A 21,271-nucleotide genomic window follows, 5' to 3' on the forward strand; every position below is an offset into this window, starting at 1 on the left:
TCGAAACGGGCCATTCAAAGCTCCTCCTCGAGGATCTTTGAATCACGATCCAGCCTCAAACGGAATCCCGTTTATGAGTACAGATCCTAGGCCTCGTAATGAACGTGCGATACGCCGCCCGGCTCGTGGCTGTGGTCGTTCGACAGACGGACTGGCACCAGGTGCAGATTGGCATGCCTGACACCGCGCTGCGTCGCGATCGTGTCGGAAAACGCCTGTACCGCAGCGGCGGGGCCACGCAGGACCATCAGTTCCATGCAGCTCGAATGGTCGAGCGGTACCCGCGTATTGGTCACCACGAGGTCGTGATGCTCGTGCTGCGCCCGGGTAAGGCGCTGCGCGAGTTCGCGCGTGGCATAGTCGAAGACGTAGCTTAGCGTCGCAATGCACAGGCTCTCCCCACCCTCCGTAACCTCGCGGTTGCCGAGCGCGCGGACGACGTCGCGGAAGACCTCCGAGCGGCTGGCATAGCCGCGCCGGTCCTTGAGCGTATCGACGACGGCGAGCAGATCGTCGTCCATGGTGATGGTAATGCGTTGCATGGGCGCTCCCGATCCCGCAATGGCCGGCTTCGGCCGCACCATAGCCGCCGCGGGCGCTCGCCGAAAGCGTCGGTGTTCAGGCAGGTCGCGTATGCAGCAGACGCGAACGCGCAAGAAGGGCGGTATCGTCGAGGATCGCGCCGGGTGATCCGCTGGCGACGATCTTGCCATGATCGAGGACGACCACGCGGTCGGCGACCGCTTCGATCCGGTCGAGATCATGCGTTGCGAGGACGATCGTACGGTCCTGCGAACGTTCGGCTTGAAGGAACGCGACCACTGCGTCCGCACTTTGCGGGTCGAGCGCGGCGGTCGGCTCGTCGAGAAGGAGAACCTGCGGCTCGCTGATGAGCACGCAGGCGAGCGCCACGCGCTTCTTCTCTCCCCCCGAAAGCCGATGCGGCGCCCGGTCGCCGAGATGGGCGATCTCGAAACGCTCGAGCGTCGCCGTGATCTGCGAACGGATCTCTTCGGGCGGCCAGCCGAGTTGCAGCGGGCCGAAGGCAAGTTCGTCGAAGACGGTCGGCGAAAAGAGCTGGATGTCCGGGTTCTGGAAGACGAGGCCGACGCGACGCCGAAACGCGATGGCGCGATCCTCGTCCGCGAACAGATCCTCGTCGAGCGCTTCGTCGAAGGCACGCACAGAACCATGGTCGGCGAAGATCAGTCCGGCGAGCAGTTTGAGGAGCGTGGACTTGCCCGAACCGTTCGCCCCGACAAGGGCGAGGCGTTCGCCGGAACGAACCGTAAGGTCGAGGCCATCGAGCCCCGGCGTGTTCCGGTAGGCGTAGGATACGCCGTCGAGTTCGAAGAGCGGGGCGCTGTCGCTCATCGCCCGAACACCAGCGCGCCGGCGACGACGACCGCGCATGTCGCGAAGGCAGACGCATCGCGTTTGCGGAAGCGGAAGCTTTCGATCAGGCGGACTTCGCCACGGTAGCCGCGTGCGATCATCGCCTGATGGATGTCTGTGCTCATCGCAAGGGCGCGGGCGAAGAGGACGCCCGCGCTTTCTCCCGCCAGCCTGCGGCGCTCGCGCGGCGAGAGGCGGCCGAGCGTGCGGACCTGGCGCGCTTCGATCATCCGGTGCGCGGTTTCGAGAAGCGTGAAGGCGTAGCGGTGCGTCATGCCCAGAATCACGACAAGCACGACCGGCATGCGAAAGAAGCGCATGGCCTTGAGGACGTGCGGCCACGGCGTCGTGAGGATGAGGAGAAGGCAGAGACCGGCCGAGGTTTGCGCACGCAAGAGGAGGAAGGCCGCGCTGCGCAGGCCGGTTCGCGATATCGGCCAGCCGAGGACGGGCAGGTGCGCGATGGCCGGCCCGGCGACGAGGAAGATCGCGGGCAGGGCGATCGGGCCGGTGAAGAGAAAAACGGGCAGGCCGACCTGTTTCCAGAGGCGGCGAAGCGGAACGCGCGAACCGAGCGCCACCACGCACACGAAAGCGAGCAGGGCGACGAGCACGATGAGCGAATGGACTGACACGGCCGTAACGGCGAGCGCCATGAGGCAGGCGAGCTTCGTGCGGGGATCGAGGGCCTGTAGCAGGCCGCGTCGCGACGCGAACGTCTCGGCTTCGAGGGCGTGGTCGAGGGCGCCGGCAAGCCCGCCGACGATGCGCTCGGCGTAGCTCGCGTTGCGACCATGGGAATGCGCCAGAAACGATTGCTCGCCCATTCAGGCCGCGCCGGTCGGCGCCCGGCGGGCGGCGAACCACGAGACCAGCGCGCAGGTAAGAATGACGAGGCCGACGCCGACGATCGCGGAAAGTACGTAGCCGAGGCTTTCGCTGTGGAGAAAGGACGGCGCGTAATCCGGGATCGGCGCCTGCCAGAGGTCGGCGATGCGGGCAAGTCCGGTCGGCACGTCCCCAGGCGGGGCGATACCGCCGGAAGCGCCGGCGATCTGTTCGCGCACGCCCGCATCGGCGAAATCATGTGTACCCCATTCGCCCCAGGCGATGCCGGTGGCGAGCAGGCCGAGCGGGCTTGCGACCATCAGCGCGCCGAGGCCGGCCCAAAGGGCGCGCGGGCTGCGCCGCGAGCCGTCTTCGCGCCCGACCAGAAGTTCGGGATGGCTGCGTTGCAGGTAGCCGACGACGCCGCCGGTGACGATCGCCTCGGCCGCGCCCGCGACCGTGAGGTGTGCGGCCATCATCGCCGGGACGGCGACGGCCAGCGAATAGGGCGCGTAGAGCGGCGTGCCGTCCGCCGCGGTGAAGAGCATGGGCTGTATGCCGAACTCGACGGCTGCCGACAGCGCCGCCGCGTTGATCGCGACATAGCCCGACAGGCCAGCGGCGACGGTTCGCCTCAGCGCCGTCGACGCGGCGTTGCCGGCCGCGAGACGATAGGTGACGTGCGCGACGAAGCAGCCGACGATCGCCATGTTGAAGGCGTTCGCGCCGAAGGCGGTAATGCCGCCGTCGCCGAAGAAGAGCGCCTGGATCATCAGCGCGACCGAGATGGCGAGAAGGCCCGCCCAGGGCCCGAGCAGGATCGCCGCAAGCCCCATGCCCACGGCATGCGCCGTCGTTCCGCCGGGGATTGGCAGGTTGAACATCATGACGACGAAGGAAAAGGCCGACGTCATGGCGAGCATCGGAACGGCCCGGCCCTGCATGCGCCGGCGAACCCTGCGCATCGCGACGAACCAGAAGGGGGCCGCCGCGGCATAGGTCACCGCACAGGTCGAAGGGCTGAGATAGCCGTCGGGAATGTGCATGCCGATGCGCTCGTGTTGCGTATGACGATTTCACTTTTTATTCATATCGCCATAGTAGGGTCAAGCGCAGCGGCCTGCCGTTTTCTTCACGCAGCCATACCCATTTGTAACGAAGTGTGACGTAGGTCCCGGCGCGTAAGTGGCGACTTTTTGATGGTCGTGCCTTTTTTGCGCCGAGGATATGGGGCAGATTGCCGACGTTGAGGGTGGCGAACAAGAAATTCGAGGTAATCCGGTACGTTAGCAAGGCCGGAAGTCGGGGAGTTCTGGCTTGATGTCCAGATCAATGAGGTTGCGTGCCGACCGGGTCGTCGGCGCGTCGGGGTGTCTTGCGGGCGCTGGGTCGGCGTCCGCGAAATTCGGCGGACTGGCTTTCGTAAGCCTTGCCGTCATGACGCTGGCGGGTTGCCAGACGGATGGGATGACGACGGGGTCTATCCCACCGACGGTGAAGGCGGAACAGAACGACAGCGGTGCCACGCACGTCGCCGCGGTCAATGTCGGCAGCCGGGAAAAGCAATGCCTGATGCGGGCGATGTATTTCGAATCCAACCGGTCGAGCGACGACGGCCTGCTCGCCGTCGGCTCGGTGGTGATGAACCGGGTGGCCTCGCCGAAGTTCCCGAATACGATCTGCGGCGTCGTCGGCCAACCGAACCAGTTCGCACCCGGCGTGCTGTCGCGCAAGATGAACCCCCGCACGACGCCGCGCGTGGAAAAGGTCGCCGACCTGGTGCTTTCGGGCAAGCGCCATCCCAAGGTGGGGCCGGCCAAGTTCTTCCATACCGCGGGACTGCACTTCCCGTACAACAACATGCATTACGTCGTGGTCGCCGGTGGCAACGCCTTTTACGAAAAGCGCAGGGTGAGTTCGCCCGCGAGCCGGGCGATCGATATCGCCACGGCGGACGTGCCGGCGTCGGTGCCCGTTCCGGGCGCGCGACCGGTCGGCGGTCTCGATGGCAGTGTGCTGCGGACGGCCTTCGCCGAGCAGACGACCGTGCCGTTGCCTTCGGCGCGTGCGGCTTTCGCTGCGGCGACCGAGTAGATTGCGGACTGCCGCGGCGCTTCGCGGCAGTCGATCGCGAGCCGTGTCGGTGCGCGGTCTAGCGCAAGCCGCAGCGGCGGGAAGATGAATGAGAGAAGGCCGTCGACGATGGTCGACAGCCTTTCTTCGGAGACATGATGGACCGGTTCAGGGGACGAGCGATGCGCTCGACCGGTCCCGTGGACGCGCTCGACCTCACACGAGGCCGAGCGCGTTCTTGTACGTCTCGAGGATCGCCTCTTCCTCCTGCCGCTCGTTCGGGTCCTTCTTGCGCAGGCGGATAATGGCGCGAAGGGCCTTCGTGTCGTAACCGCGGCCCTTGGCCTCGGCCATCACTTCCTTGATGTCGTCCTGCAGCGCGGATTTCTCCTCTTCGAGGCGCTCGACGCGCTCGATGAACTGGCGCAGCTCGGCCGCCGCGACGTTTTCTTGAGGTTCTTCGGAATGCGGCGCTTCGGATTCGGCCATCATGGTCTCCCGCTTGATGTTGCGACGGTCAGGTCTTTTCGGTTTCGCACGCGCGCGTTTCCCGTGGCGTCCCGTCCGAACGGGCGGGACGACCCTGGAGATGCGCAATCTGGATCGTGCCGTGGATTGGTCGATCGAACCGCCGAGGTCAAGCGCTTTGTCCGACGGATGGCCGCACGACGCGCCACGACCTTGCTCGTGCGACTTTGCGGTTTCAGCAGGCGCGCCGCCTCGCAAACGACGAGGCTATGCCCCGGCGTTCAGCCCGTTTCCTTCTGGTAGCGCGCTTTCCACTCCTCGTAAGGCATGCCGTAGACGATCTCGCGCGAGGCGGCCTTGTCGAGGTCGAGCCCGCGTTCTTCGGCAGCCTCGCGGTACCAGTTCGAAAGGCAGTTCCGGCAAAAGCCGGCGAGGTTCATCAGGTCGATGTTCTGCACGTCCGTGCGCTCGCCGAGATGCGCCACGAGCCGGCGAAAGGCGGCCGCTTCGAGATCGCGGCGTTCGGCTTCGGTCAGGTCCGCCATGGATCGTTTCCTTCCAAGAGGTCGGTTGTTACAAAAGGCCCGTTCGCGAACCGTGATATTCCCGGCGATGCATCTCCGGGCGTGCGTTCAGCGATTCGAGCAGCGGGCAGAGCCGATCGGCCCATTCGGCAACGCCGGCGTTGTCGGCGATCAGATCCTGGCGCACTTCGATCAGCGCATGAGCGAGGCCGGTCCTCGTGCAGTGGGTGAACATCGTATCGTTTCCGAGCGCACCGCTATAGGGCTCGTTGTCGCCGACAACCAGATCGCCTTCGGCCTGAAGCGCTTCGATCAGCGGGCGTGGTGCGCGCGGGTCGCTGTCCCACAGCACCCCGACGTGCCATGGCCGTGCCTCGCCCTTCCAGGCGGGGGTGAAGGAATGGAGCGAAACGACGAAGGGCGGCGCGCCGGCGGCCTTTTCGGCCCGTTCGACGAGGTCCGCCACCGCGCGGTGATAGGGACGGTGAAACGTCTCCAGGCGGAAGGCGCGTTCCTCGCCGGTCATGGGATGGTTCGCCGGTACCACCGCGCCGTCGGAAAGCTTCATGACGAGCGTCGGATCGTCCTCGCCGCGATTGGGGTCGATAAGCAGGCGCGAGAAGCAGCAAAGTACGGCCGGTGCCGAAAGCCGTTCGCCGAGCCGACGGGTCAGTGCCTCAACGCCGATGTCGTAGGCGATGTGGCGGGTGAAGGCCTCTTCGGGCAGGCCGAGCTTCGCATAGCGTTCCGGCAGGGCGGCGCGCGCGTGGTCGGCGAGCAGGACGATACCGCTTCCCGGCTCGGCATCGAGGATTTCGTAGGGGGCGAATTCACTCACCGCCACATCCTTTCTTTTCGTTCGAAATGAAGCGTGGGAGCTTGCACAGCCGCGTTCGCCGTGCAAGGCCGCGGCTTCGCGCAAGGGGTGCGATTGATCGGCGCGACCCCTGCACCCTTCGTTGACTTTGCGCGCTTGCGGGCGCACAACGCGAAGCGGTCATTTAAGGCTGGAGGCCACCCAACCCGTGTTCCGTCGCTTCCCGTTTTCCGCCCTTTTGCGTCCTTTCCTCCTCCGATTCGTCCTGCTTGCCGTCGTCGCCTGCGGCGCCATGGCCGGGCTCTCGGCACAGGCGAAGGCCGATTTTCGCGTGTGCAACGGCACCAGCGATCTGGTCGGCGTCGCCATCGGCTATCGTGCGGCGGAGGGCTGGACGACCGAGGGCTGGTGGCAGGTGCCAGGCAGTTCCTGCGCCACGTTGATCAAGGGCGAACTTTCCTCGCGCTACTACTACCTCTACGCCGAGGATGCCGGGCGCGGCGGCCGCTGGGGCGGCCCGATCGACATGTGCGTCGCCGACAAGGAATTCAAGGTCGTGGGCGTCCACGACTGTTTCGCGCGCGGCTATCAGCGCATGGGCTTCAAGGAATACGATACCGGACGGCAGGGAAGCTGGATGGTCCAGCTGACGGCCGGTTCGGGGGGCGGTCAGTCGCAAAGTGCCGATTCGAACACGCCGAAAGAACCACCCGCAGCGCCTTCGGGCAGCGCGGCACCAAACAAGGAATCCGCGCCATGAAGCGCCTTCGCAAAGTGAAGATCCTCGCAACGCTTGGACCGGCCTCCTCCGAAGAGGCGGTGATCGAGAAGCTGCATCAGGCAGGCGCCGATCTCTTCCGCATCAATATGAGCCACGCCGACCACGAGCATATGCGCACGCTGATGAAGCGCATCCGCAACGTTGAGGGACGCAGCGGCCGGCCGATCGGCATCCTGACCGATCTTCAGGGACCGAAGCTGCGCGTCGGCGTCTTCGCCGAGGGCAAGGTGAGCCTCGACGTCGGCCAGGACTTCGCGCTCGACGACGACGAGACGCCCGGGGACGCGAGCCGTGTCCACCTTCCGCATCCGGAAATCTTTCGATCGGTCGAGGCTGGCGACCGGCTGCTGATCGACGACGGCAAGCTGCAGCTGAAGGTGGAGGGGTGCGACGGCCACACGATCCGCACCAAGGTCGTCGCCGGCAAGGGCATCTCCAACCGCAAGGGGGTCAGCCTGCCGGACACCGACCTCGCCGTCAGCGTGCTGACGGACAAGGACCGGGCCGATCTCGACGCGGTGCTCGAAAGCGGGCAGGCGGACTGGATCGCGCTTTCCTTCGTGCAGCGCCCGGAAGATCTGGCGGAGGTGCGCAAGATCGTGCGCGGCCGCGCCGGTCTCATGTCGAAGATCGAAAAGCCGCAGGCCGTCCAGCGCATCGACGAGATCATCGAGCTTTCCGATGCGCTGATGGTCGCCCGCGGCGATCTCGGCGTCGAAATGCCGGTCGAATCGGTTCCCGGCATCCAGAAGCAGCTCACCCGCGCCTGCCGCCGGGCCGGCAAGCCGGTCGTCATCGCCACGCAGATGCTGGAATCGATGATCTCCGCGCCCGTGCCGACCCGCGCGGAAGTGTCCGACGTCGCGACCGCCGTCTTCGAGGGTGCCGACGCGGTAATGCTTTCGGCCGAATCGGCGGCCGGGCAGTACCCCGTCGAGGCGGTGGAGATGATGGCCGCGACGGCCCGCAAGGTCGAGCGTGACGTCAATTTCCCGAGCATCGTCTATGCCCAGCGCCCGCAGCCCGATCCGACCGGCGCGGACGCCATCTCGCTTGCCGCTCGGCAGATCGCAGAGACACTGAACTTGAAGGCGATCGTCTGCTACACGTCCTCCGGCACGACGGGGCTGCGCGCCTCGCGCGAGCGCCCGCAGACGCCGATCCTCGCGCTTTCGCCCGTCATCGAGACGGCCCGGCGCCTTTCCGTGTGCTGGGGACTGCACTGCGTGGTGACGGAAGATGCGAGCGACCTCGACGGAATGGTCGATCGCGCCTGCAGCATCGTCCACAGCGAAGGCTTCGGCAGCCCGGGTGACCGGATCATCGTGACGGCGGGCGTGCCGCTCGGCACGCCGGGCGCGACGAACATGCTGCGCATCGCCTATATCGGCTCGGACGGGCTCACCGGTATCTGAGACCGTTTCGCGGCGGCGGCCTCTTCGGAGTTCGCATCCGCGGGCGCCGGGATCGCACGCTTCGCGACCTCCTCGATCGCCGAGATCGCGACGTCCGTCGCGGCATAGTCTGGCTTGTGGCCGACACCTTCCAGCCAGACGAGCCGTGATCCCGCAATGTCGCGCGCGAGCCCTCGCGAATGCAGGTCGGGCAGCACCACGCCGTCCCGATCGCCGGTGACGATGGTCGTCGGCGCAGTGATCGTCGGATAGCACGGCGCGGTCTCGACGATGTGGGCGTGCAGGAAGGCGAGATCGCGGGCATTGCTTCGAAAGGCCGACGGTCGCAGCACCAGCGCCGCGCCGGTTTCGGCGTAGGAGTCCGGCATTTCGTTCGGCTGGAAGACGCAGGCCGTCCCCGCCTTTACGCGGGAGAGACCTGCCGGCATCGCGACGAGATGGGCAAAGAGCCGGCCGGCAATGGGCCGCGCCGCGAGCGTATTGTACCAGGCGACACCGCCCGGCCAGGGGTGGGTGGCCGGTGCGAGAAACACCAGACCGAGGGTCTTTTCCGGTGCGACGAGCGCGAAATTGACCGCGATCGCCGAGCCGAGCGAGTGGCCGACGATGATCGCCCGCTCGATCCCGAGGCGTTCGAGCAGGGTGGCGATCGCTCGAGCCTGTCCGTCCGGACGATCGTTCCCCGGTCCGCCGCGGTCGGAATAGCCATGGCCGGGCCGGTCGACGAACACCATCTCGGCACGCCCTTCCAAAGGTTTTCGAAAGGCCTGCATCTGGTCGCGCAGATTGCCGCTGGCGCCGTGAATGAAGACGAGGGCGGGCAGGTCCGCAGTTTCCGGCCGCGTCACGTGGACGGCGTGCAGGGCAAAGCCGCCGACATCGAAGCGCGCGCCGAGCGGTGGAAAGCGCGCCTCGATGCGCCGCGTCTGCACGGCCGTGAACAGCGCGACGACGGCGGCAAGCGCGCAGATGCCAAGAAGGAAGGAAGAGATCACGGCATCAGCGGATTTGGAGATGATGGATCAAGACGCCGGGCTGGAAAGCGGACGTCTTCGTCGAAAGCCACGCGCTTCAGATGTTGTTTCCGGCAAGGGTGTCGGCAATCTTGGCGAGGCGGTCCTGTGCCTCGCGGTCGGCCGGATAGACGGCGAGCACGCGCTGCAGCGCCTTCATCGCCAGTTCGTCGTCGCCGATCGCCTTGAAGATCCCGGCCATACCGGCGAGCGCCCCAAAATGGCGGGGTTCGAGAGAAAGCACATGGTCGATATCGGCCATCGACTTGGCGTAGTCGGTCATCAGGAAATGGACCACGGCACGCTGGTTCCAGCCCTCCGGGTAGTCCGGCTCCAGCACAAGAACCTGGTCGAGAAGGTCGAGCGCGGTGACGTAGTCCTTCTTGTCGCGCGCCGTTGCCGCCCACTTCATGAGCTGGTCGACGGTGTCGCTGCCCGATTCCTGCCAGATGTTCGAAATGGCGTTCGCGGTCTGGGCGGCCACGGTCGGGTCGCTTTCGCGCTTGAGGCGGTGGAAAAGGCGATCGAGCCTGGCGGAGCGATCTTCGGTTTCTTCCCCATCCTCCCCGGTCGTCATGGTGTCGGGCGTCGACTGTCGGGCCGAACTGCCGGTCTGCGCGCCGGCAGACACGACGAAGCGCTCGCCCGAACCGAAGGTAAGAGCGAACGCGAAAAGGCAGACCGCGAAGATGGACAGACGACGCATGGCCGCCATGGTAGCTCGCCGGCGGCGAAGATCAATCCCGCAGTCGGCGCGCTGACTGCATCGTGAGCGCTGAGCACGGGGCCTGAGCGCCAACGACACGGGCCGAAGGCTTCAGCCCTGGCGTGCCTTGAAGCGCGGATTGTTCTTGTTGATGATGTAGACGCGACCCTTGCGGCGCACGAGACGGTTCTCGCGGTGGCGGGCCTTGAGCGACTTGAGCGAGTTCTTGATCTTCATCGGCTTCAACCGCTTCGGAAAGGGGCGGCCGGAACGGGCCGGCGCCGGAACAAAACAAAGCGCGCCCGAGGACGCGCTCAATGATGAAGGGCGTCTACCGCGCCCAACCTCGCGTGTCAACGTTCGAGCTTCCGCGAAATAGGTCACGATCCGATGCGGCCGGCTTGACGCGCATGCGGAATTGGCGTGTGTTCGCCGCGTCCTGCCGTTCCGGCGATCCAGTGCGCGACGATCCTTTCATGCCCCGTTCTTTCGAAAACGCCGCCGCTGGTGCGAGCGGCGATGTCCTCGCCCGTTTCGCGCCGTCGATCTTCCTCGTCCTGTGGGCGTCGGGGTTCGGCTTCGCCAAGCTCGGTCTCGCCCACGCGCAGCCGCTGACCTTCCTTGCGCTGCGATTCGGCATCATCTTCGTGCTGTTCCTGCCGATCTTCGCAGTGCTTCGCCCCCCGGCACCCGTTCGCCGGATCGACTGGCTGCACCTTTGCGTCGGCGGGTTTCTCCTGCAAACGGTCTATTTCGGGCTCGCCTATGCGGGCATGAACCACGGCGTTTCGGCGGGTGTCGCGGCGTTGATCGTCTCGATGCAGCCACTCGTCGTCGCCGCCGCCGCGCCGCTGACGACCGGCGAGCGGGTCGGCAAGGCGAAATGGGCGGGGCTTCTCGTGGGCGCGACCGGGTGCGCTGTGGTGATCGTCGGCCGGGCCTCGCTCGATGCCTCCATCGATCTCGGGCTCGCGCTTTGCGTCGCGTCCGCGCTCGGCATGGCCGCGGCGACGCTCTACCAGAAGTGCTTTGCCGTCACCGCGCATCCGGTGACGGTCAATCTGGTGCATTACGGCGTCGGGCTCTTCACCGTCGGGCCGCTGGCGTTGCTCGTCGAATCGAACCACGTGACGTGGACGGGAGAGTTCGCCTTCGCGCTCGGCTGGCTCGTCTTCGCCAACTCGCTTCTGGCCGTGTCGCTGCTTCTCTTCATGATCCGGCGCAGCGAAGCCTCGCGCGTCTCCGCGCTGTTCTTCCTCGTCCCCCCGGTCGCCGCGGCCTTCGGGTGGCTCGTCCTCGGCGAACGGCTCGGTGTCACCGGACTGGCCGGCATGGCCGTTGCGGTGGCGGGCGTCGCGATCGTCGCCCGGGCGCGATGAGCGCCGGCGTTCAGTTCCGCTTGCCGGCGCCGCCGAGCCACGTCACGTGGCCCATCTTGCGCCCGGCACGCGCCGTTTCCTTGCCGTAGAGATGGACGAAGGCGTTCGGCTCTCGCGCAAGTGCGGGCAGCCGTTCGACCTCGTCGCCGAGCAGGTTTTCCATCGTGCAGTCGCTATGGCGCATCGGGGCTGCGAGCGGCAGGCCGGCAACGGCACGCATGTGCATCTCGAACTGCGAGACGACGCAGGCGGCTTCCGTCCAGTGGCCTGAATTATGAACCCGTGGCGCGATCTCGTTGGCGATCACCGTCCCGTCGTCGAGGACGAAGAACTCGACGCCGATCACCCCGACATAGTCGAGCGCTTCGAGAATGCTTTCGGCTGCCGTGATAGCGTTCTTCCGCGTTTCAGCATCGATCGCCGCCGGTACGACCGAGCGTCGCAGGATGCCGTTTTCGTGGACGTTTTCCGCCGGTTCGTAGGCGACCGTTTCGCCGTCCCGTCCGCGTGCGGCGATGACGGAGATTTCACGTGCGAAGGTGACGGTCTCCTCGAGGATGAGCGGGACGCCGCCCATCGCCTCGAACACGCCGTGCGGCGAATCGTCGGGTCCGGCGAAGCGGCGTTGTCCCTTGCCGTCGTAGCCCATGCGCCTGGTCTTGAGGATGCCGCGTCCGGCGAATGCCGAGAGGGCGGCTTCGAGCCCGGTCTGGTCGTCGACCGCTTCGAAACGCGCCGTCGCGATACCGCAGCGGGCAAGGAAACGCTTTTCCGTCAGGCGGTCCTGCGCGGCTTCGAGTGCGGCGGGCGGCGGGAAGACGGGCTTGCGCGCGGCGAGGCGTTCGGCTGCTGCGACCGGCACGTTCTCGAATTCGTAGGTGACGACCTCCGTCGCATCGGCGAGTTCGTCGAGTGCGGCCGGATCGTCGTATGCGGCGACGATCTGACGATAGGCCACTTCGCCGGCCGGCGAATCGGCCGCCGGATCGAGAACGACGACCCGGTAGTCGAGCCGGGCAGCGGCCATGGCGAGCATGCGGCCGAGCTGGCCGCCGCCGACGATGCCGATGGCGGAGCGGCGGGGAAGGGGGACGCTCACGCGGGGTCCTCGTCGGTCGGGCGCTCGGCGACGCTTTCACTTTGCGCCGCGCGCCACGCGTCGAGCCTGGCAGCGAGCGCGGTATCGGAAAGGGCAAGCACCGCGGCTGCGAGCAGCGCCGCGTTGACGGCTCCCGCGCGGCCGATCGCCAGCGTGCCAACCGGCACGCCGGCCGGCATCTGCACGATGGAAAGCAGGCTGTCCTGGCCCGAAAGCGCCTTCGACTGCACGGGCACGCCGAAGACCGGCAGCGGCGTCATCGCGGCGATCATTCCGGGCAGGTGCGCTGCTCCGCCCGCACCGGCGATGACGACCCGAAAGCCTTCGCCGCGCGCGCCCTTGGCGAATTCGGCGAGCCTTTCCGGCGTGCGATGGGCCGAGACGATTCGCGCTTCATGGTCGATGCCGAGCGCTTCCAGCGTGTCGGCCGCGTGGCGCATCGTCGCCCAATCGGACTGGCTGCCCATGACGACAGCCACGCGTGGTCTTGCGGTTTCGCTCACGCTCGCGCGCTCCCTCAGGCGATGATGTCGGGGATGATCTGGTCTTCGAGACGCGAGATCTCGTCCTTGATCGTCAGCTTCTTCTTCTTCATGCGCTGGATGCGCAAGGGTTCGCAGCTCGTGGCGATCATCGCCTCGATCGCGACGTCGTAGTCGGCATGCTCCTGGCGCAGCCGCGCCACCCTCAGCCGTAGATCGGCCTGTTCCTGTTCCGACATCCCGGTGTCCCTGCCGTCCCCGAACGCCGCGATCCCCGGATGAAGGGCGGCGTCCTTCGATGGGGGCTCCTACCATATCTTGCCACGTAACGGGAAGTTACTCCGGTCCGGCCAGAAAGAGCTTCGACAGCGGGCTGGAACCGTGGCAACATCTTCCGGTCGCCATTCCAAAGGCGGCGACATGGAAATGGAAAAGCACCAGAAGAAGGGAGTTGTCCATGACCATCGAAGCTCATCTCGCATCGCTCCAGCAAAAGCACGTCGCCCTCGAAGAGGAACTGCACATGGCCATGCAGCACGCCTCGAGCGGCGACGACCGGATCGCGGACATCAAGCGCCGCAAACTGGCACTCAAGGACGAGATCGAGCGATTGAAGTCCACCCGCCACTGAGGGCGCCAGCGCGCCGTCGATCGGGTTCTCCCCATACGCATCGTCGAGGCCGCGGGTGACGAGGCTCGCGGTCGATTTCGACCGGACCGATCCATCGCCGATGTTCAGCCATATCTGCTCGGCGCGCGCGATCTCGCGCGCATGGTCGCCTTCTACGACGCCGTACTCGCCCCGTCGGACCTGAAGCGGCGCGAATCGGTCGAGGCGGCCGGCCCGGCGGGGGTGATCTGGTACATGGAGGGCAAGCGCTGCCCGCAGTTCGCCATACGCGCGCCGTTCGATGGCGAGGCGGCGCGGGCAGGCAACGGCGTTCAGGTGAGTTTTGCCGTATCTGACGGGCACGCCGTCGAGGCCTGCTGGCGCGCAGCACTCGACGCGGGCGGGACCGACGAAGGCGAACCCGGCATCCGGGTTCGTTACGCGCCGGACTTCTTCGCCGCCTATTGCCGCGACCCGGAAGGCAACAAATTGTGTTTCGTCCACGCCGAGGGGCTTTGACGAAAGGGCGTCTTCCGGTCTTACTTGCCCCATGAATCATGCGGGGTCGCCGGATCGTCGGCGGTTCTTCCGTCCGGCATCCGCCGGGCGGCCGCACCATTTCGGAAAGGATCGACGATGGTAGCCGTTATCGGAGCCGGCGGGATCGGCAGTTACCTCGCGGCCATGCTCGCCGATGCGGGGCAGGACGTGACGATGTGCGTGCGTACGCCCTTTGAAACCCTCGAACTGGAAGTGGATGGCGAGACGCGCACGCTTCCCGTCACGATCGCCACCGAACCCGAAGCGGTAGCCGAAGAGGATTGGGTCGTTCTCGCCACGAAGGCGCAGGATACCGCCAGTGCCAAGGCCTGGCTCGATCGCCTCGCCGGCGCCAACACCACGATTCTCGTCGCGCAGAACGGCATCGAGCACGAGGAACGCGTGGCACCGATTGCAGGCAAGGCGCGGATCCTGCCGGCCATCGTCTATATCGCCGTCGAGCGGACCGAGCCCGGCCACGTCGTCCATCACGGTTCGAGCCGGATGATCGTGCCGGAATGCCGGAAGGCTGCCGAAGCGGAGACACTCTTCGCGGGCTCGGCGCTCGAGTTGACGCGCAGCGGGGATTTCCGCACCGATGCGTGGAAGAAGCTGATCGCCAACATCGCCGCCAACCCGATCACGGCGCTGACGATGCGCCGGCTCGACGTCTTTCACGAAAAACAGGTGGTGGATCTCGCCCGTTCGCTGCTGCGCGAAGCGGTGCTCGTCGGTCGCTGCGAGGGCGCGGAAATCGGCGAGGCCGATGTCGAGCAGGTGCTTTCGGTCTACGATGGCATGACCGGCGAAGGCGGAAGCTCGATGCTCTACGACCGGCTTTCGGGCCGCTCGCTGGAGCACGACCACCTGACCGGCGCCGTGCTTCGCGCCGGCGAACGGCATTCCATCGCGACGCCGCTCAACACGGCGATCTACGCGCTCGTTGATGCGCTGGACCGCTCGTCGCTGCGCCGTTCGGAAGCCGAGCACGGGTAGGGGCCGCGCTTCTGCCAGGCCTTACCCGCGCCGATTCCGGAATTGCATGGCCCGAAGCCGCCGATCAGGCCTTGCCGGCGATCTTCAGCGCGAAGGCATATTCGTAGGCGATTTCCTCCAGACGGTGGAAACGGCCGGACGCGCCGCCGTGACCGGCTTCCATGTTCGTCTTCAGAAGGAAGGTCGCCTCGCTTGTCGAGCGTTCGCGAAGTCGTGCGACCCATTTCGCCGGTTCCCAGTACGTCACGCGCGGATCGGTCAGCCCGGCGAGCGCGAGGATCGGCGGATAGGCCTTCGCGTCGACATTGTCGTAGGGCGAGTAGCCGGCGATGGTCTCGTAGTCCTCCTGCGAAGCGATGGGATTTCCCCATTCCGGCCATTCCGGCGGCGTCAGCGGCAGGGTGTCGTCGAGCATGGTGTTGAGCACGTCGACGAACGGCACGGCGGCGATGATGCCGGCGAACTTTTCCGGCGCCATGTTGGCGACCGCGCCCATGAGCATGCCGCCGGCCGAGCCGCCTTCGGCGATCAGCCGGTCGTGGCGCGTGAAGCCTACTTCGACGAGGTGGTCGGCGACGGCGACGAAATCGCCGAAGGTGTTCGTCTTGAACTCGCGGCGGCCCTGTTCGTACCAGGCGAAGCCCTTGTCCTTGCCGCCGCGGATGTGGGCGACGGCATAGACGAAGCCGCGATCGACCAGCGACAGCGCGTTGGTGTTGAAGCTCGCCGGCACGGAAATGCCATAGGCTCCATAACCGTAGAGCAGGCAGGGCGCCGAGCCGTCGAGCGGCGTGTCGGCGTGGTAGAGCAGGGTGACCGGCACGGTTTCGCCGTCTTCGGCGGGCGCCATGATCCGGCGCGTGACGTAGTTCTGCGGCTCGTGACCGGAGGGGATTTCCTGCGTCTTCAGGAGCTGGCGCTCGCGCGTGCGCATATCGTAGTCGAAAACCTGCGTCGGTGTCGTCGGCGATGAATACGAAAAGCGGATGATGTCCGTGTCGTATTCCATCGAGCCCTGAAGGCCGAGCGAATACGCTTCCTCGTCGAAGGCGATCGCATGCTCTTCGCCGTCGGCACGCGCGCGCACGACGATGCGGGGCAGGCCGTTCTTGCGCTCGAGGCGCACCAGATAGTCCTTGAAGGCGATGTGGCTGACGATCAGCCGGCCGGGCTCGTGTGGCACGACGTCCGTCCAGTTCTCCTTTCCGGGCGCGCTCGTCGGAGCCTCGACGATCTTGAAGTCCTTGGCGCCTGCGTCGTTGGTCAGGATGTAGAAGACGTCGCCACCCTCGGTGAGGTCGTATTCGATGGCACGCTCGCGCGCGGCGACGAGAACCGGTTCCGATTCCGGATGGTCGGCGTGGAGAAGGCGGATCTCGGAGGTTTCGTGGTCGTGGATGTCGATGAAGATGAAGTCGTTCAGGCGGCTACCGCCGACCCCCATGAAGAAGCCGGCATCGCGCTCCTCGTAGACGAGGCGGTCGTCGGTCGATGACGTTCCGAGCCGGTGGTAGAAGACCTGGGAAGGGCGATGGTTGGCGTCGAGGCGGCTATAGAAGAAGCCTTGCGAATCGGCCGCCCACTCGCCTCCGCCGCCGGTGTTTTCGACGCGATCGGCAAGATCCTCGCCGTTCGAAAGGTCGCGAACGCCAAGCGTGTAGAATTCCGAGCCCTTGTCGTCGTAGCCCCACAGAAGCCGGGAATGGTCCGGCGAATGATCCGCACCGCCGAGCTGGAAATAGGCCCGGTCCTTGCCTTCCCGGTCGCCGTCGAGAAGGACGGTCCGCTCGCCGCCCTCGCGCGGTTGGCGGAAGAATCGCGGATGCTCGGCGCCGGCGATGAAACTCGTGCCGTAGGCATAGGGACCGTCGGGTGCCGGAACGGAAGAATCGTCTTCCTTGATCCGCCCCCGCATCTCCGAAAAGAGCGTCTTCCTCAGCGCTTCCGTATCCGCCATCTCGCTCGCCTGATAGGCGTTTTCCGCCTCCAGATGCGCCCGGATCGCGGGCTCCAGCGTCGATGGGTCCTTGAACATGGTCTGCCAGTCCGCCGTGCGCATCCAGGCGTAGTCGTCCGTACGCGTCACGCCGTGGCGCGTGTCGGTGACGGGCTTCTTTTCGGGGCGGGGGGCGGACGGTCGTTCGGACATGGATCGTGCCTTGACGGGACAAAAGAAAAGGGCGGCACCTTGCATGCCGCCCGCAACGATGGGTGCACTCGTACGCGCTAGCGTTCTTCCGGTTCGAAGGTCAGCGCGTGGCCGTTCATGCAGTAGCGAAGGCCGGTCGGCTGGGGGCCGTCGGGGAAGACGTGACCGAGATGGGCGTCGCAGTCGGCGCAGCGCACCTCGGTCCGCTTCATCAGAAGCGAACGGTCGGAGTGCTCCGTTACGGCCTCGCCGTCGACCGGCTGCGTGTAGCTCGGCCAACCGGTGCCCGAATCGAACTTCGCGTTGGAGGAAAACAGCGCCTTGCCGCAGCAAACGCAGTGGTAGACCCCGTCCTCGTGGTTGTCGAGATGCGGGCCGGTGCCCGCCCGCTCGGTTCCGTGGCCACGGGTGACCTTGTACTGCTCGGGCGTCAGCTGCTCGCGCCACTCGGCGTCGGATTTTTCGACCTTCAGCGTCTTGGTGTCGCTCATGGTTCGTCCTCGAAATGATGGCGTTGCTTCCGACATAGGTATCCGCGGCGCTGCCGGCAATACGCCGAGGCCGCGTTCGAAGGCCGCGGTCCGCCTGCTTCGAACCGCAACGCGAACGAAGATCGACCGCGTCGAACCGCATGCTCGACCCTGTTCGGCGGCACGGTGCCAGCGGTGTGAACGAGCCGATACGCGTGGAAATCGAGCCACATGGCTTGCTCCTTGCCGACGGGCTGCCTAAGTGTGGCCGGACCTTGCGCATGAAGCAGCATCGAGACCGGAGGGACGATGAACGTCGGAGCCGCGGACATGACGCTCCTCGCGATGGCTCTTCCGTTCGTGGCCGCGGGCCTTGCCCCCTATCTCGTCCGGCTGATGGGCCACCGCGCGGCATGGGTGCTGGCGCTGGCGCCGCTTTCGATCTTCATCCACTTCATTCCGTATGCGGGGCTCGTCGCAAACGGCCGGCACGTGACCGCCGGCTTCGACTGGGTTCCATCGCTCGACACGCGCTTCGAATGGTTCGTCGACGGGCTTTCCCTGACCTTCGCCTTTCTCGTTACCGGCATCGGCACGCTGATCGTGCTTTATTCCGGCGGCTACATGAAGGGGCATCCGCAGCAGGGGCGCTTCCTCTCGTTCATCCTTCTCTTCATGGGATCGATGCTCGGGCTGGTTCTTTCCGACGACTTCCTGATGCTGTTCGTCTTCTGGGAGCTGACGTCCGTCACGTCCTTCCTGCTGATCGGTTTCGATCACGAGCGCGAGGCCTCCCGGCGTGCCGCGCTTCAGGCGCTCGTCGTCACCGGTGCGGGCGGGCTCGGCCTGCTCGCGGGCCTGCTCCTCATCTGGAACGTCACCGGCGTGCATTCGCTCTCCGGGCTCCTGCAGAGTAACGAAGTGCTTCGACAGAGTCCGTATTTCCTCGTCGCGCTGATCCTCGTGCTTTGCGGCGCCTTCACGAAATCGGCGCAGTTCCCGCTGCATTTCTGGTTACCGAACGCCATGGAGGCACCGACCCCAGTTTCGGCCTATCTGCACTCGGCGACGATGGTGAAGGCCGGTGTCTTTCTTCTGATGCGGCTCAACCCGGTCTTTGCCGATACGCCGGCCTGGCACACCATCCTGCCGATCTTCGGCGGCATGACGCTCGTCTTCGGCGCGCTGCTTTCGGTCCGGCAGAGCGACCTGAAGCAGATGCTCGCCTATACGACCATGTCGTCGCTCGGCCTGATGGTGATGATGACGGGCTTCGGCGGCGAGCATGCCGTGGCGGGCGCGGTGCTCTATCTGGTCGCGCACGCCCTCTTCAAGGGTGCGCTCTTCATGGTCGCGGGCATCGTCGACCACGAGGCGGGCACGCGCGAGGTCACGAAGCTCGGCGGACTCCTGCGTGCCATGCCGGTGACCTTCGCCGCAGCACTCGCCGCCGCGGTCTCGATGGGGGGGCTTCCACCGGCCGTCGGCTTCCTTGCCAAGGAGGAGATCTATTCTTCGCTCTGGCATCTCGATCCCTGGTCGCTCACCTTCCTCGCCTGCGCGGTGATCGGCAACGCGTTGATGATGGCGGTCGGCTTCGTCGTCGCGCTCAAGCCCTTCCTCGGAAAACGGCCGCACGCGCTCGGCGACGTCCACGAGGCGCCGTTCATCATGTGGGTCGGACCGGCCACGCTCGGCGCGCTCGGCATCGTGGCGGCGATTGCCGCACCCTTTACGCATGAGATCGTCTCGAGCCCGATGGTCAGCGCCGTTCTCGGTCGGGCGAGCGAGATCGACATCACGCTCGTTCCGCATATCGGGCCGCCGCTCGCGCTTTCGGGCCTCACCATCGTCGTCGGCATCGTCACCTATCTCGCGATCGCACCGTTCCGCCGTGCGGTCGGCGGCGTCCTTCGTGCGATCGGCTGGGGGCCGGACCGCGGGTTCGACCAGTTCGTGCGCGGCCTCGTGCGCTTCTCGCACGCGGTGACGGACCGCCTGCAGCCGGGCTCGCTCGAGGTCTACATGACGGTGACATTCGTCGCGATCGCCGCAGCTCTGCTGGTGCCGATGGTCGTCTTCGGCGAATTGCCGTCGATGCCCACATGGCCCACGGACGTCACGTTCTACGAACTGACGGTGATGGCGATCGGCATCATCGGCCTCGTCGCCGTGCTGATCGCCCACGACCGGCTGACGGCGATCGTCTCGCTCGGCGTGCAGGGCTTCGCGGTGGCGCTGCTCTTCATGCTCTTCGGGGCGCCGGATCTTTCGTTCACGCAGTTCATGATCGAGGCCCTGTCGGTCGTCATCCTGGCGCTGGTGATGACGCGACTGAGGCTTGCGCCGTCGGACCATCGCCCGACCGGCGAAAAGCTTTCCGACGCGGCGATCGCGATCGCCTGCGGAGCGGGCTTCATGCTGTACCTGATGCGCGTCACCGAAGGCTCCTTCGACGCGACGCTGTCCGACTTCTTCGCCCGCTATTCCAAGACGATCGCCCACGGCCACAACATCGTCAACGTGATCATCGTCGACTTCCGCGGCACCGATACGCTGGGCGAGATTTCGGTCGTCATGGTCACCGGCCTCGCCATTCTCGCGCTCATCCGCATCCGCGCGACGCGCACCGATGTCGAGCTTGGCGACAACGATCCGCGTGAACAGCACGATCCGCGTGAAGAGGGTTCGCACGGCAAGCGGACCTATGCCGGCGTGGAGGCGGAATGATGCGCACGCTGATCTTCCGCACCGTCGCGCCGTATCTGACGAGCCTGATGCTCGTCTTCTCGGTCTTCGTGCTGCTGCGCGGCCACAACGCGCCAGGCGGCGGGTTCATCGGCGGTCTGATCGCCGCTTCTGCCTTCGCGATCTACGGTATCGCCTGCGGCGTCTCACCGGTGCGCCGCGCGCTGCGGCTTCACCCGACGACGATCGCCGGCATCGGCCTGCTTCTCGGATCGGTGGCGGGCCTGATTTCACTTTTCGACGGCGTTCCCTTCATGACCGGGCTGTGGATCTATCCGCACTTCTTCGGCGTGGAAGTGCCGCTTGCGACCGTCATGCTGTTCGATTTCGGCGTCTATCTCGTCGTCACCGGCACGATCACCGCCATCGCGCTGGTGCTCGAGGAACGGGAGGGCGAGTGATGGAAGCGCTGATGGCCGTCGTCATCGGGATCTTCTTCGCCGTATCGGTCTATCTGATGCTGTCGAAGCACATCATCCGCATCCTGCTCGGCGTGACGATCCTCGGCAACGCGGTGAACCTCCTCATCTTCACGGCGGGGCGCATCGTGCATGCCGTGCCACCGATCATCGGCGAAGGCAACGACGTGCCCAATCGCATCACCGCGAACCCGTTGCCGCAGGCGCTGATCCTCACGGCGATCGTCATTTCCTTCTCGTTCTTCGCCTTCCTCCTGGTACTCGCCTTTCGCGCCTACCAGGAGCTCGGCACCGACGACACGGACGAAATGCGCATCGCGGAACCGGAGAACGAGCCGGTTCCCCCGCTCGGGTATTGA

At 66.0% G+C, this 21,271-nt stretch carries 25 protein-coding genes; 10 read left to right on the forward strand and 15 right to left on the reverse strand.

Annotated elements, in window-relative coordinates; genetic code table 11:
* Positions 1–86: 86 nt before the first annotated feature.
* From nikR to cbiM, 4 genes are all read right to left on the reverse strand, one after another.
* The gene (gene nikR / locus FJU11_RS13715) at positions 87–542 is read right to left on the reverse strand and encodes a nickel-responsive transcriptional regulator NikR (protein WP_141167639.1); all 456 of its coding nucleotides are present in this window, start codon (positions 540–542) and stop codon (positions 87–89) included.
* A gap of 76 nt (positions 543–618) precedes the next feature.
* The gene (locus FJU11_RS13720) at positions 619–1,374 is read right to left on the reverse strand and encodes an energy-coupling factor ABC transporter ATP-binding protein (RefSeq protein ID WP_141167640.1); all 756 of its coding nucleotides are present in this window, start codon (positions 1,372–1,374) and stop codon (positions 619–621) included.
* Entirely contained in the window at positions 1,371–2,222 is an 852-nt protein-coding gene (gene cbiQ / locus FJU11_RS13725) for a cobalt ECF transporter T component CbiQ (RefSeq protein ID WP_141167641.1), read from the reverse strand. Before cbiQ ends, FJU11_RS13720 begins: the two co-directional genes overlap by 4 nt.
* On the reverse strand, positions 2,223–3,269 hold the full coding sequence (cbiM, locus tag FJU11_RS13730; protein ID WP_141167642.1) for a cobalt transporter CbiM: 1,047 nt from the start codon (positions 3,267–3,269) through the stop codon (positions 2,223–2,225). It abuts the gene before it with no gap.
* Positions 3,270–3,690: 421 nt separating this feature from the next.
* Here cbiM and FJU11_RS13735 point away from each other — a divergent pair, with 421 nt between their 5' ends.
* Positions 3,691–4,317 (forward strand): cell wall hydrolase, encoded by a 627-nt coding sequence (locus FJU11_RS13735; RefSeq protein ID WP_407946718.1) that lies wholly within the window; start codon positions 3,691–3,693, stop codon positions 4,315–4,317.
* A gap of 195 nt (positions 4,318–4,512) precedes the next feature.
* Here FJU11_RS13735 and FJU11_RS13740 read toward each other — a convergent pair whose 3' ends face one another.
* The 3 genes from FJU11_RS13740 to FJU11_RS13750 all read right to left on the reverse strand — a co-directional run bounded on the left by FJU11_RS13740 (position 4,513) and on the right by FJU11_RS13750 (position 6,126).
* Positions 4,513–4,785: a DUF2312 domain-containing protein gene (locus FJU11_RS13740; protein ID WP_141167643.1), complete on the reverse strand. Its 273-nt coding sequence runs from the start codon at positions 4,783–4,785 to the stop codon at positions 4,513–4,515.
* A gap of 260 nt (positions 4,786–5,045) precedes the next feature.
* A complete protein-coding gene (locus tag FJU11_RS13745) occupies positions 5,046–5,309 on the reverse strand; it encodes a DUF1244 domain-containing protein (RefSeq protein WP_141167644.1) in 264 nt (87 codons plus the stop codon).
* A gap of 28 nt (positions 5,310–5,337) precedes the next feature.
* Complete coding sequence (locus FJU11_RS13750) at positions 5,338–6,126, reverse strand: N-formylglutamate amidohydrolase (protein WP_141167645.1); 789 nt, start codon at positions 6,124–6,126, stop codon at positions 5,338–5,340.
* Between the two features lie 271 nt (positions 6,127–6,397).
* Here FJU11_RS13750 and FJU11_RS13755 point away from each other — a divergent pair, with 271 nt between their 5' ends.
* Positions 6,398–6,865, forward strand: a complete 468-nt coding sequence (locus FJU11_RS13755; protein ID WP_141167700.1) for a DUF1036 domain-containing protein — start codon at positions 6,398–6,400, stop codon at positions 6,863–6,865.
* Complete coding sequence (gene pyk, locus FJU11_RS13760) at positions 6,862–8,301, forward strand: pyruvate kinase (protein WP_141167646.1); 1,440 nt, start codon at positions 6,862–6,864, stop codon at positions 8,299–8,301. The genes FJU11_RS13755 and pyk overlap by 4 nt, the downstream gene beginning before the upstream one ends.
* On the opposite strand, the gene FJU11_RS13765 is transcribed toward pyk, so the two are convergent.
* The 3 genes from FJU11_RS13765 to ykgO all read right to left on the reverse strand — a co-directional run bounded on the left by FJU11_RS13765 (position 8,268) and on the right by ykgO (position 10,257).
* Positions 8,268–9,296 (reverse strand): alpha/beta fold hydrolase, encoded by a 1,029-nt coding sequence (locus FJU11_RS13765; RefSeq protein ID WP_235891033.1) that lies wholly within the window; start codon positions 9,294–9,296, stop codon positions 8,268–8,270. The genes pyk and FJU11_RS13765 overlap by 34 nt on opposite strands.
* 76 nt (positions 9,297–9,372) lie before the next feature.
* Positions 9,373–10,029 carry a tetratricopeptide repeat protein gene (locus FJU11_RS13770; protein ID WP_141167647.1) on the reverse strand — a complete coding sequence of 219 codons (657 nt, stop codon included), beginning with the start codon at positions 10,027–10,029 and terminating at the stop codon, positions 9,373–9,375.
* Between the two features lie 102 nt (positions 10,030–10,131).
* On the reverse strand, positions 10,132–10,257 hold the full coding sequence (gene ykgO / locus FJU11_RS13775) for a type B 50S ribosomal protein L36 (RefSeq protein WP_141167648.1): 126 nt from the start codon (positions 10,255–10,257) through the stop codon (positions 10,132–10,134).
* 239 nt (positions 10,258–10,496) lie between these two features.
* Between ykgO and FJU11_RS13780 the strand changes: the two genes are divergently transcribed.
* Complete coding sequence (locus FJU11_RS13780) at positions 10,497–11,399, forward strand: DMT family transporter (protein ID WP_141167649.1); 903 nt, start codon at positions 10,497–10,499, stop codon at positions 11,397–11,399.
* Between the two features lie 10 nt (positions 11,400–11,409).
* Here the strand turns inward: FJU11_RS13780 and FJU11_RS13785 are convergent, their stop codons facing one another.
* From FJU11_RS13785 to FJU11_RS13795, 3 genes are read right to left on the reverse strand one after another with little or no spacing between them, the layout of a single operon-like run.
* Positions 11,410–12,498 carry a 5-(carboxyamino)imidazole ribonucleotide synthase gene (locus tag FJU11_RS13785; RefSeq protein WP_141167650.1) on the reverse strand — a complete coding sequence of 363 codons (1,089 nt, stop codon included), beginning with the start codon at positions 12,496–12,498 and terminating at the stop codon, positions 11,410–11,412.
* The gene (gene purE / locus FJU11_RS13790; protein ID WP_268935217.1) at positions 12,495–13,001 is read right to left on the reverse strand and encodes a 5-(carboxyamino)imidazole ribonucleotide mutase; all 507 of its coding nucleotides are present in this window, start codon (positions 12,999–13,001) and stop codon (positions 12,495–12,497) included. Before purE ends, FJU11_RS13785 begins: the two co-directional genes overlap by 4 nt.
* 14 nt (positions 13,002–13,015) lie before the next feature.
* Entirely contained in the window at positions 13,016–13,219 is a 204-nt protein-coding gene (locus tag FJU11_RS13795; RefSeq protein ID WP_141167651.1) for a YdcH family protein, read from the reverse strand.
* A gap of 218 nt (positions 13,220–13,437) precedes the next feature.
* Here FJU11_RS13795 and FJU11_RS13800 point away from each other — a divergent pair, with 218 nt between their 5' ends.
* The 3 genes from FJU11_RS13800 (at position 13,438) to FJU11_RS13810 (ending at position 15,126) form a co-directional block, all read left to right on the forward strand.
* Entirely contained in the window at positions 13,438–13,611 is a 174-nt protein-coding gene (locus FJU11_RS13800) for a YdcH family protein (RefSeq protein ID WP_141167652.1), read from the forward strand.
* A gap of 141 nt (positions 13,612–13,752) precedes the next feature.
* Positions 13,753–14,109 (forward strand): VOC family protein, encoded by a 357-nt coding sequence (locus FJU11_RS13805; RefSeq protein ID WP_141167653.1) that lies wholly within the window; start codon positions 13,753–13,755, stop codon positions 14,107–14,109.
* A gap of 117 nt (positions 14,110–14,226) precedes the next feature.
* Positions 14,227–15,126 (forward strand): 2-dehydropantoate 2-reductase, encoded by a 900-nt coding sequence (locus FJU11_RS13810; protein ID WP_141167654.1) that lies wholly within the window; start codon positions 14,227–14,229, stop codon positions 15,124–15,126.
* 64 nt (positions 15,127–15,190) lie between these two features.
* Here the strand turns inward: FJU11_RS13810 and FJU11_RS13815 are convergent, their stop codons facing one another.
* Positions 15,191–17,275, reverse strand: a complete 2,085-nt coding sequence (locus FJU11_RS13815) for a S9 family peptidase (RefSeq protein WP_141167655.1) — start codon at positions 17,273–17,275, stop codon at positions 15,191–15,193.
* A 77-nt stretch (positions 17,276–17,352) separates the two neighbouring features.
* Positions 17,353–17,766, reverse strand: coding sequence for a peptide-methionine (R)-S-oxide reductase MsrB (gene msrB / locus FJU11_RS13820; protein WP_141167656.1), 414 nt, complete (start codon positions 17,764–17,766; stop codon positions 17,353–17,355).
* Between the two features lie 288 nt (positions 17,767–18,054).
* Between msrB and FJU11_RS13825 the strand changes: the two genes are divergently transcribed.
* From FJU11_RS13825 to FJU11_RS13835, 3 genes are read left to right on the forward strand one after another with little or no spacing between them, the layout of a single operon-like run.
* Positions 18,055–20,475 carry a putative monovalent cation/H+ antiporter subunit A gene (locus tag FJU11_RS13825; RefSeq protein WP_141167657.1) on the forward strand — a complete coding sequence of 807 codons (2,421 nt, stop codon included), beginning with the start codon at positions 18,055–18,057 and terminating at the stop codon, positions 20,473–20,475.
* Positions 20,475–20,894, forward strand: a complete 420-nt coding sequence (locus FJU11_RS13830; RefSeq protein ID WP_141167703.1) for a Na+/H+ antiporter subunit B — start codon at positions 20,475–20,477, stop codon at positions 20,892–20,894. Before FJU11_RS13825 ends, FJU11_RS13830 begins: the two co-directional genes overlap by 1 nt.
* The gene (locus FJU11_RS13835) at positions 20,894–21,271 is read left to right on the forward strand and encodes a Na+/H+ antiporter subunit C (protein WP_141167658.1); all 378 of its coding nucleotides are present in this window, start codon (positions 20,894–20,896) and stop codon (positions 21,269–21,271) included. The genes FJU11_RS13830 and FJU11_RS13835 overlap by 1 nt, the downstream gene beginning before the upstream one ends.

The organism is Pararhizobium mangrovi (assembly GCF_006516965.1).
Lineage (GTDB): Bacteria > Pseudomonadota > Alphaproteobacteria > Rhizobiales > Rhizobiaceae > Pararhizobium_B > Pararhizobium_B mangrovi.

Bases quoted from the DNA above. Each gene is read 5' to 3' on its own strand.
- FJU11_RS13745 (WP_141167644.1), bottom strand. From the start codon at position 5,309: ATGGCGGACCTGACCGAAGCCGAACGCCGCGATCTCGAAGCGGCCGCC.
- FJU11_RS13735 (WP_407946718.1), top strand. From the start codon at position 3,691: ATGACGACGGGGTCTATCCCACCGACGGTGAAGGCGGAACAGAACGAC.
- FJU11_RS13805 (WP_141167653.1), top strand. From the start codon at position 13,753: ATGGTCGCCTTCTACGACGCCGTACTCGCCCCGTCGGACCTGAAGCGG.
- FJU11_RS13825 (WP_141167657.1), top strand. From the start codon at position 18,055: ATGAACGTCGGAGCCGCGGACATGACGCTCCTCGCGATGGCTCTTCCG.
- pyk (WP_141167646.1), top strand. From the start codon at position 6,862: ATGAAGCGCCTTCGCAAAGTGAAGATCCTCGCAACGCTTGGACCGGCC.
- cbiM (WP_141167642.1), bottom strand. From the start codon at position 3,269: ATGCACATTCCCGACGGCTATCTCAGCCCTTCGACCTGTGCGGTGACC.
- FJU11_RS13815 (WP_141167655.1), bottom strand. From the start codon at position 17,275: ATGTCCGAACGACCGTCCGCCCCCCGCCCCGAAAAGAAGCCCGTCACC.
- msrB (WP_141167656.1), bottom strand. From the start codon at position 17,766: ATGAGCGACACCAAGACGCTGAAGGTCGAAAAATCCGACGCCGAGTGG.
- FJU11_RS13810 (WP_141167654.1), top strand. From the start codon at position 14,227: ATGGTAGCCGTTATCGGAGCCGGCGGGATCGGCAGTTACCTCGCGGCC.
- FJU11_RS13795 (WP_141167651.1), bottom strand. From the start codon at position 13,219: ATGTCGGAACAGGAACAGGCCGATCTACGGCTGAGGGTGGCGCGGCTG.
- FJU11_RS13800 (WP_141167652.1), top strand. From the start codon at position 13,438: ATGACCATCGAAGCTCATCTCGCATCGCTCCAGCAAAAGCACGTCGCC.
- nikR (WP_141167639.1), bottom strand. From the start codon at position 542: ATGCAACGCATTACCATCACCATGGACGACGATCTGCTCGCCGTCGTC.
- FJU11_RS13830 (WP_141167703.1), top strand. From the start codon at position 20,475: ATGCGCACGCTGATCTTCCGCACCGTCGCGCCGTATCTGACGAGCCTG.
- FJU11_RS13780 (WP_141167649.1), top strand. From the start codon at position 10,497: ATGCCCCGTTCTTTCGAAAACGCCGCCGCTGGTGCGAGCGGCGATGTC.
- cbiQ (WP_141167641.1), bottom strand. From the start codon at position 2,222: ATGGGCGAGCAATCGTTTCTGGCGCATTCCCATGGTCGCAACGCGAGC.
- FJU11_RS13740 (WP_141167643.1), bottom strand. From the start codon at position 4,785: ATGGCCGAATCCGAAGCGCCGCATTCCGAAGAACCTCAAGAAAACGTC.
- ykgO (WP_141167648.1), bottom strand. From the start codon at position 10,257: ATGAAGATCAAGAACTCGCTCAAGTCGCTCAAGGCCCGCCACCGCGAG.
- FJU11_RS13835 (WP_141167658.1), top strand. From the start codon at position 20,894: ATGGAAGCGCTGATGGCCGTCGTCATCGGGATCTTCTTCGCCGTATCG.
- FJU11_RS13770 (WP_141167647.1), bottom strand. From the start codon at position 10,029: ATGGCGGCCATGCGTCGTCTGTCCATCTTCGCGGTCTGCCTTTTCGCG.
- FJU11_RS13720 (WP_141167640.1), bottom strand. From the start codon at position 1,374: ATGAGCGACAGCGCCCCGCTCTTCGAACTCGACGGCGTATCCTACGCC.
- FJU11_RS13755 (WP_141167700.1), top strand. From the start codon at position 6,398: ATGGCCGGGCTCTCGGCACAGGCGAAGGCCGATTTTCGCGTGTGCAAC.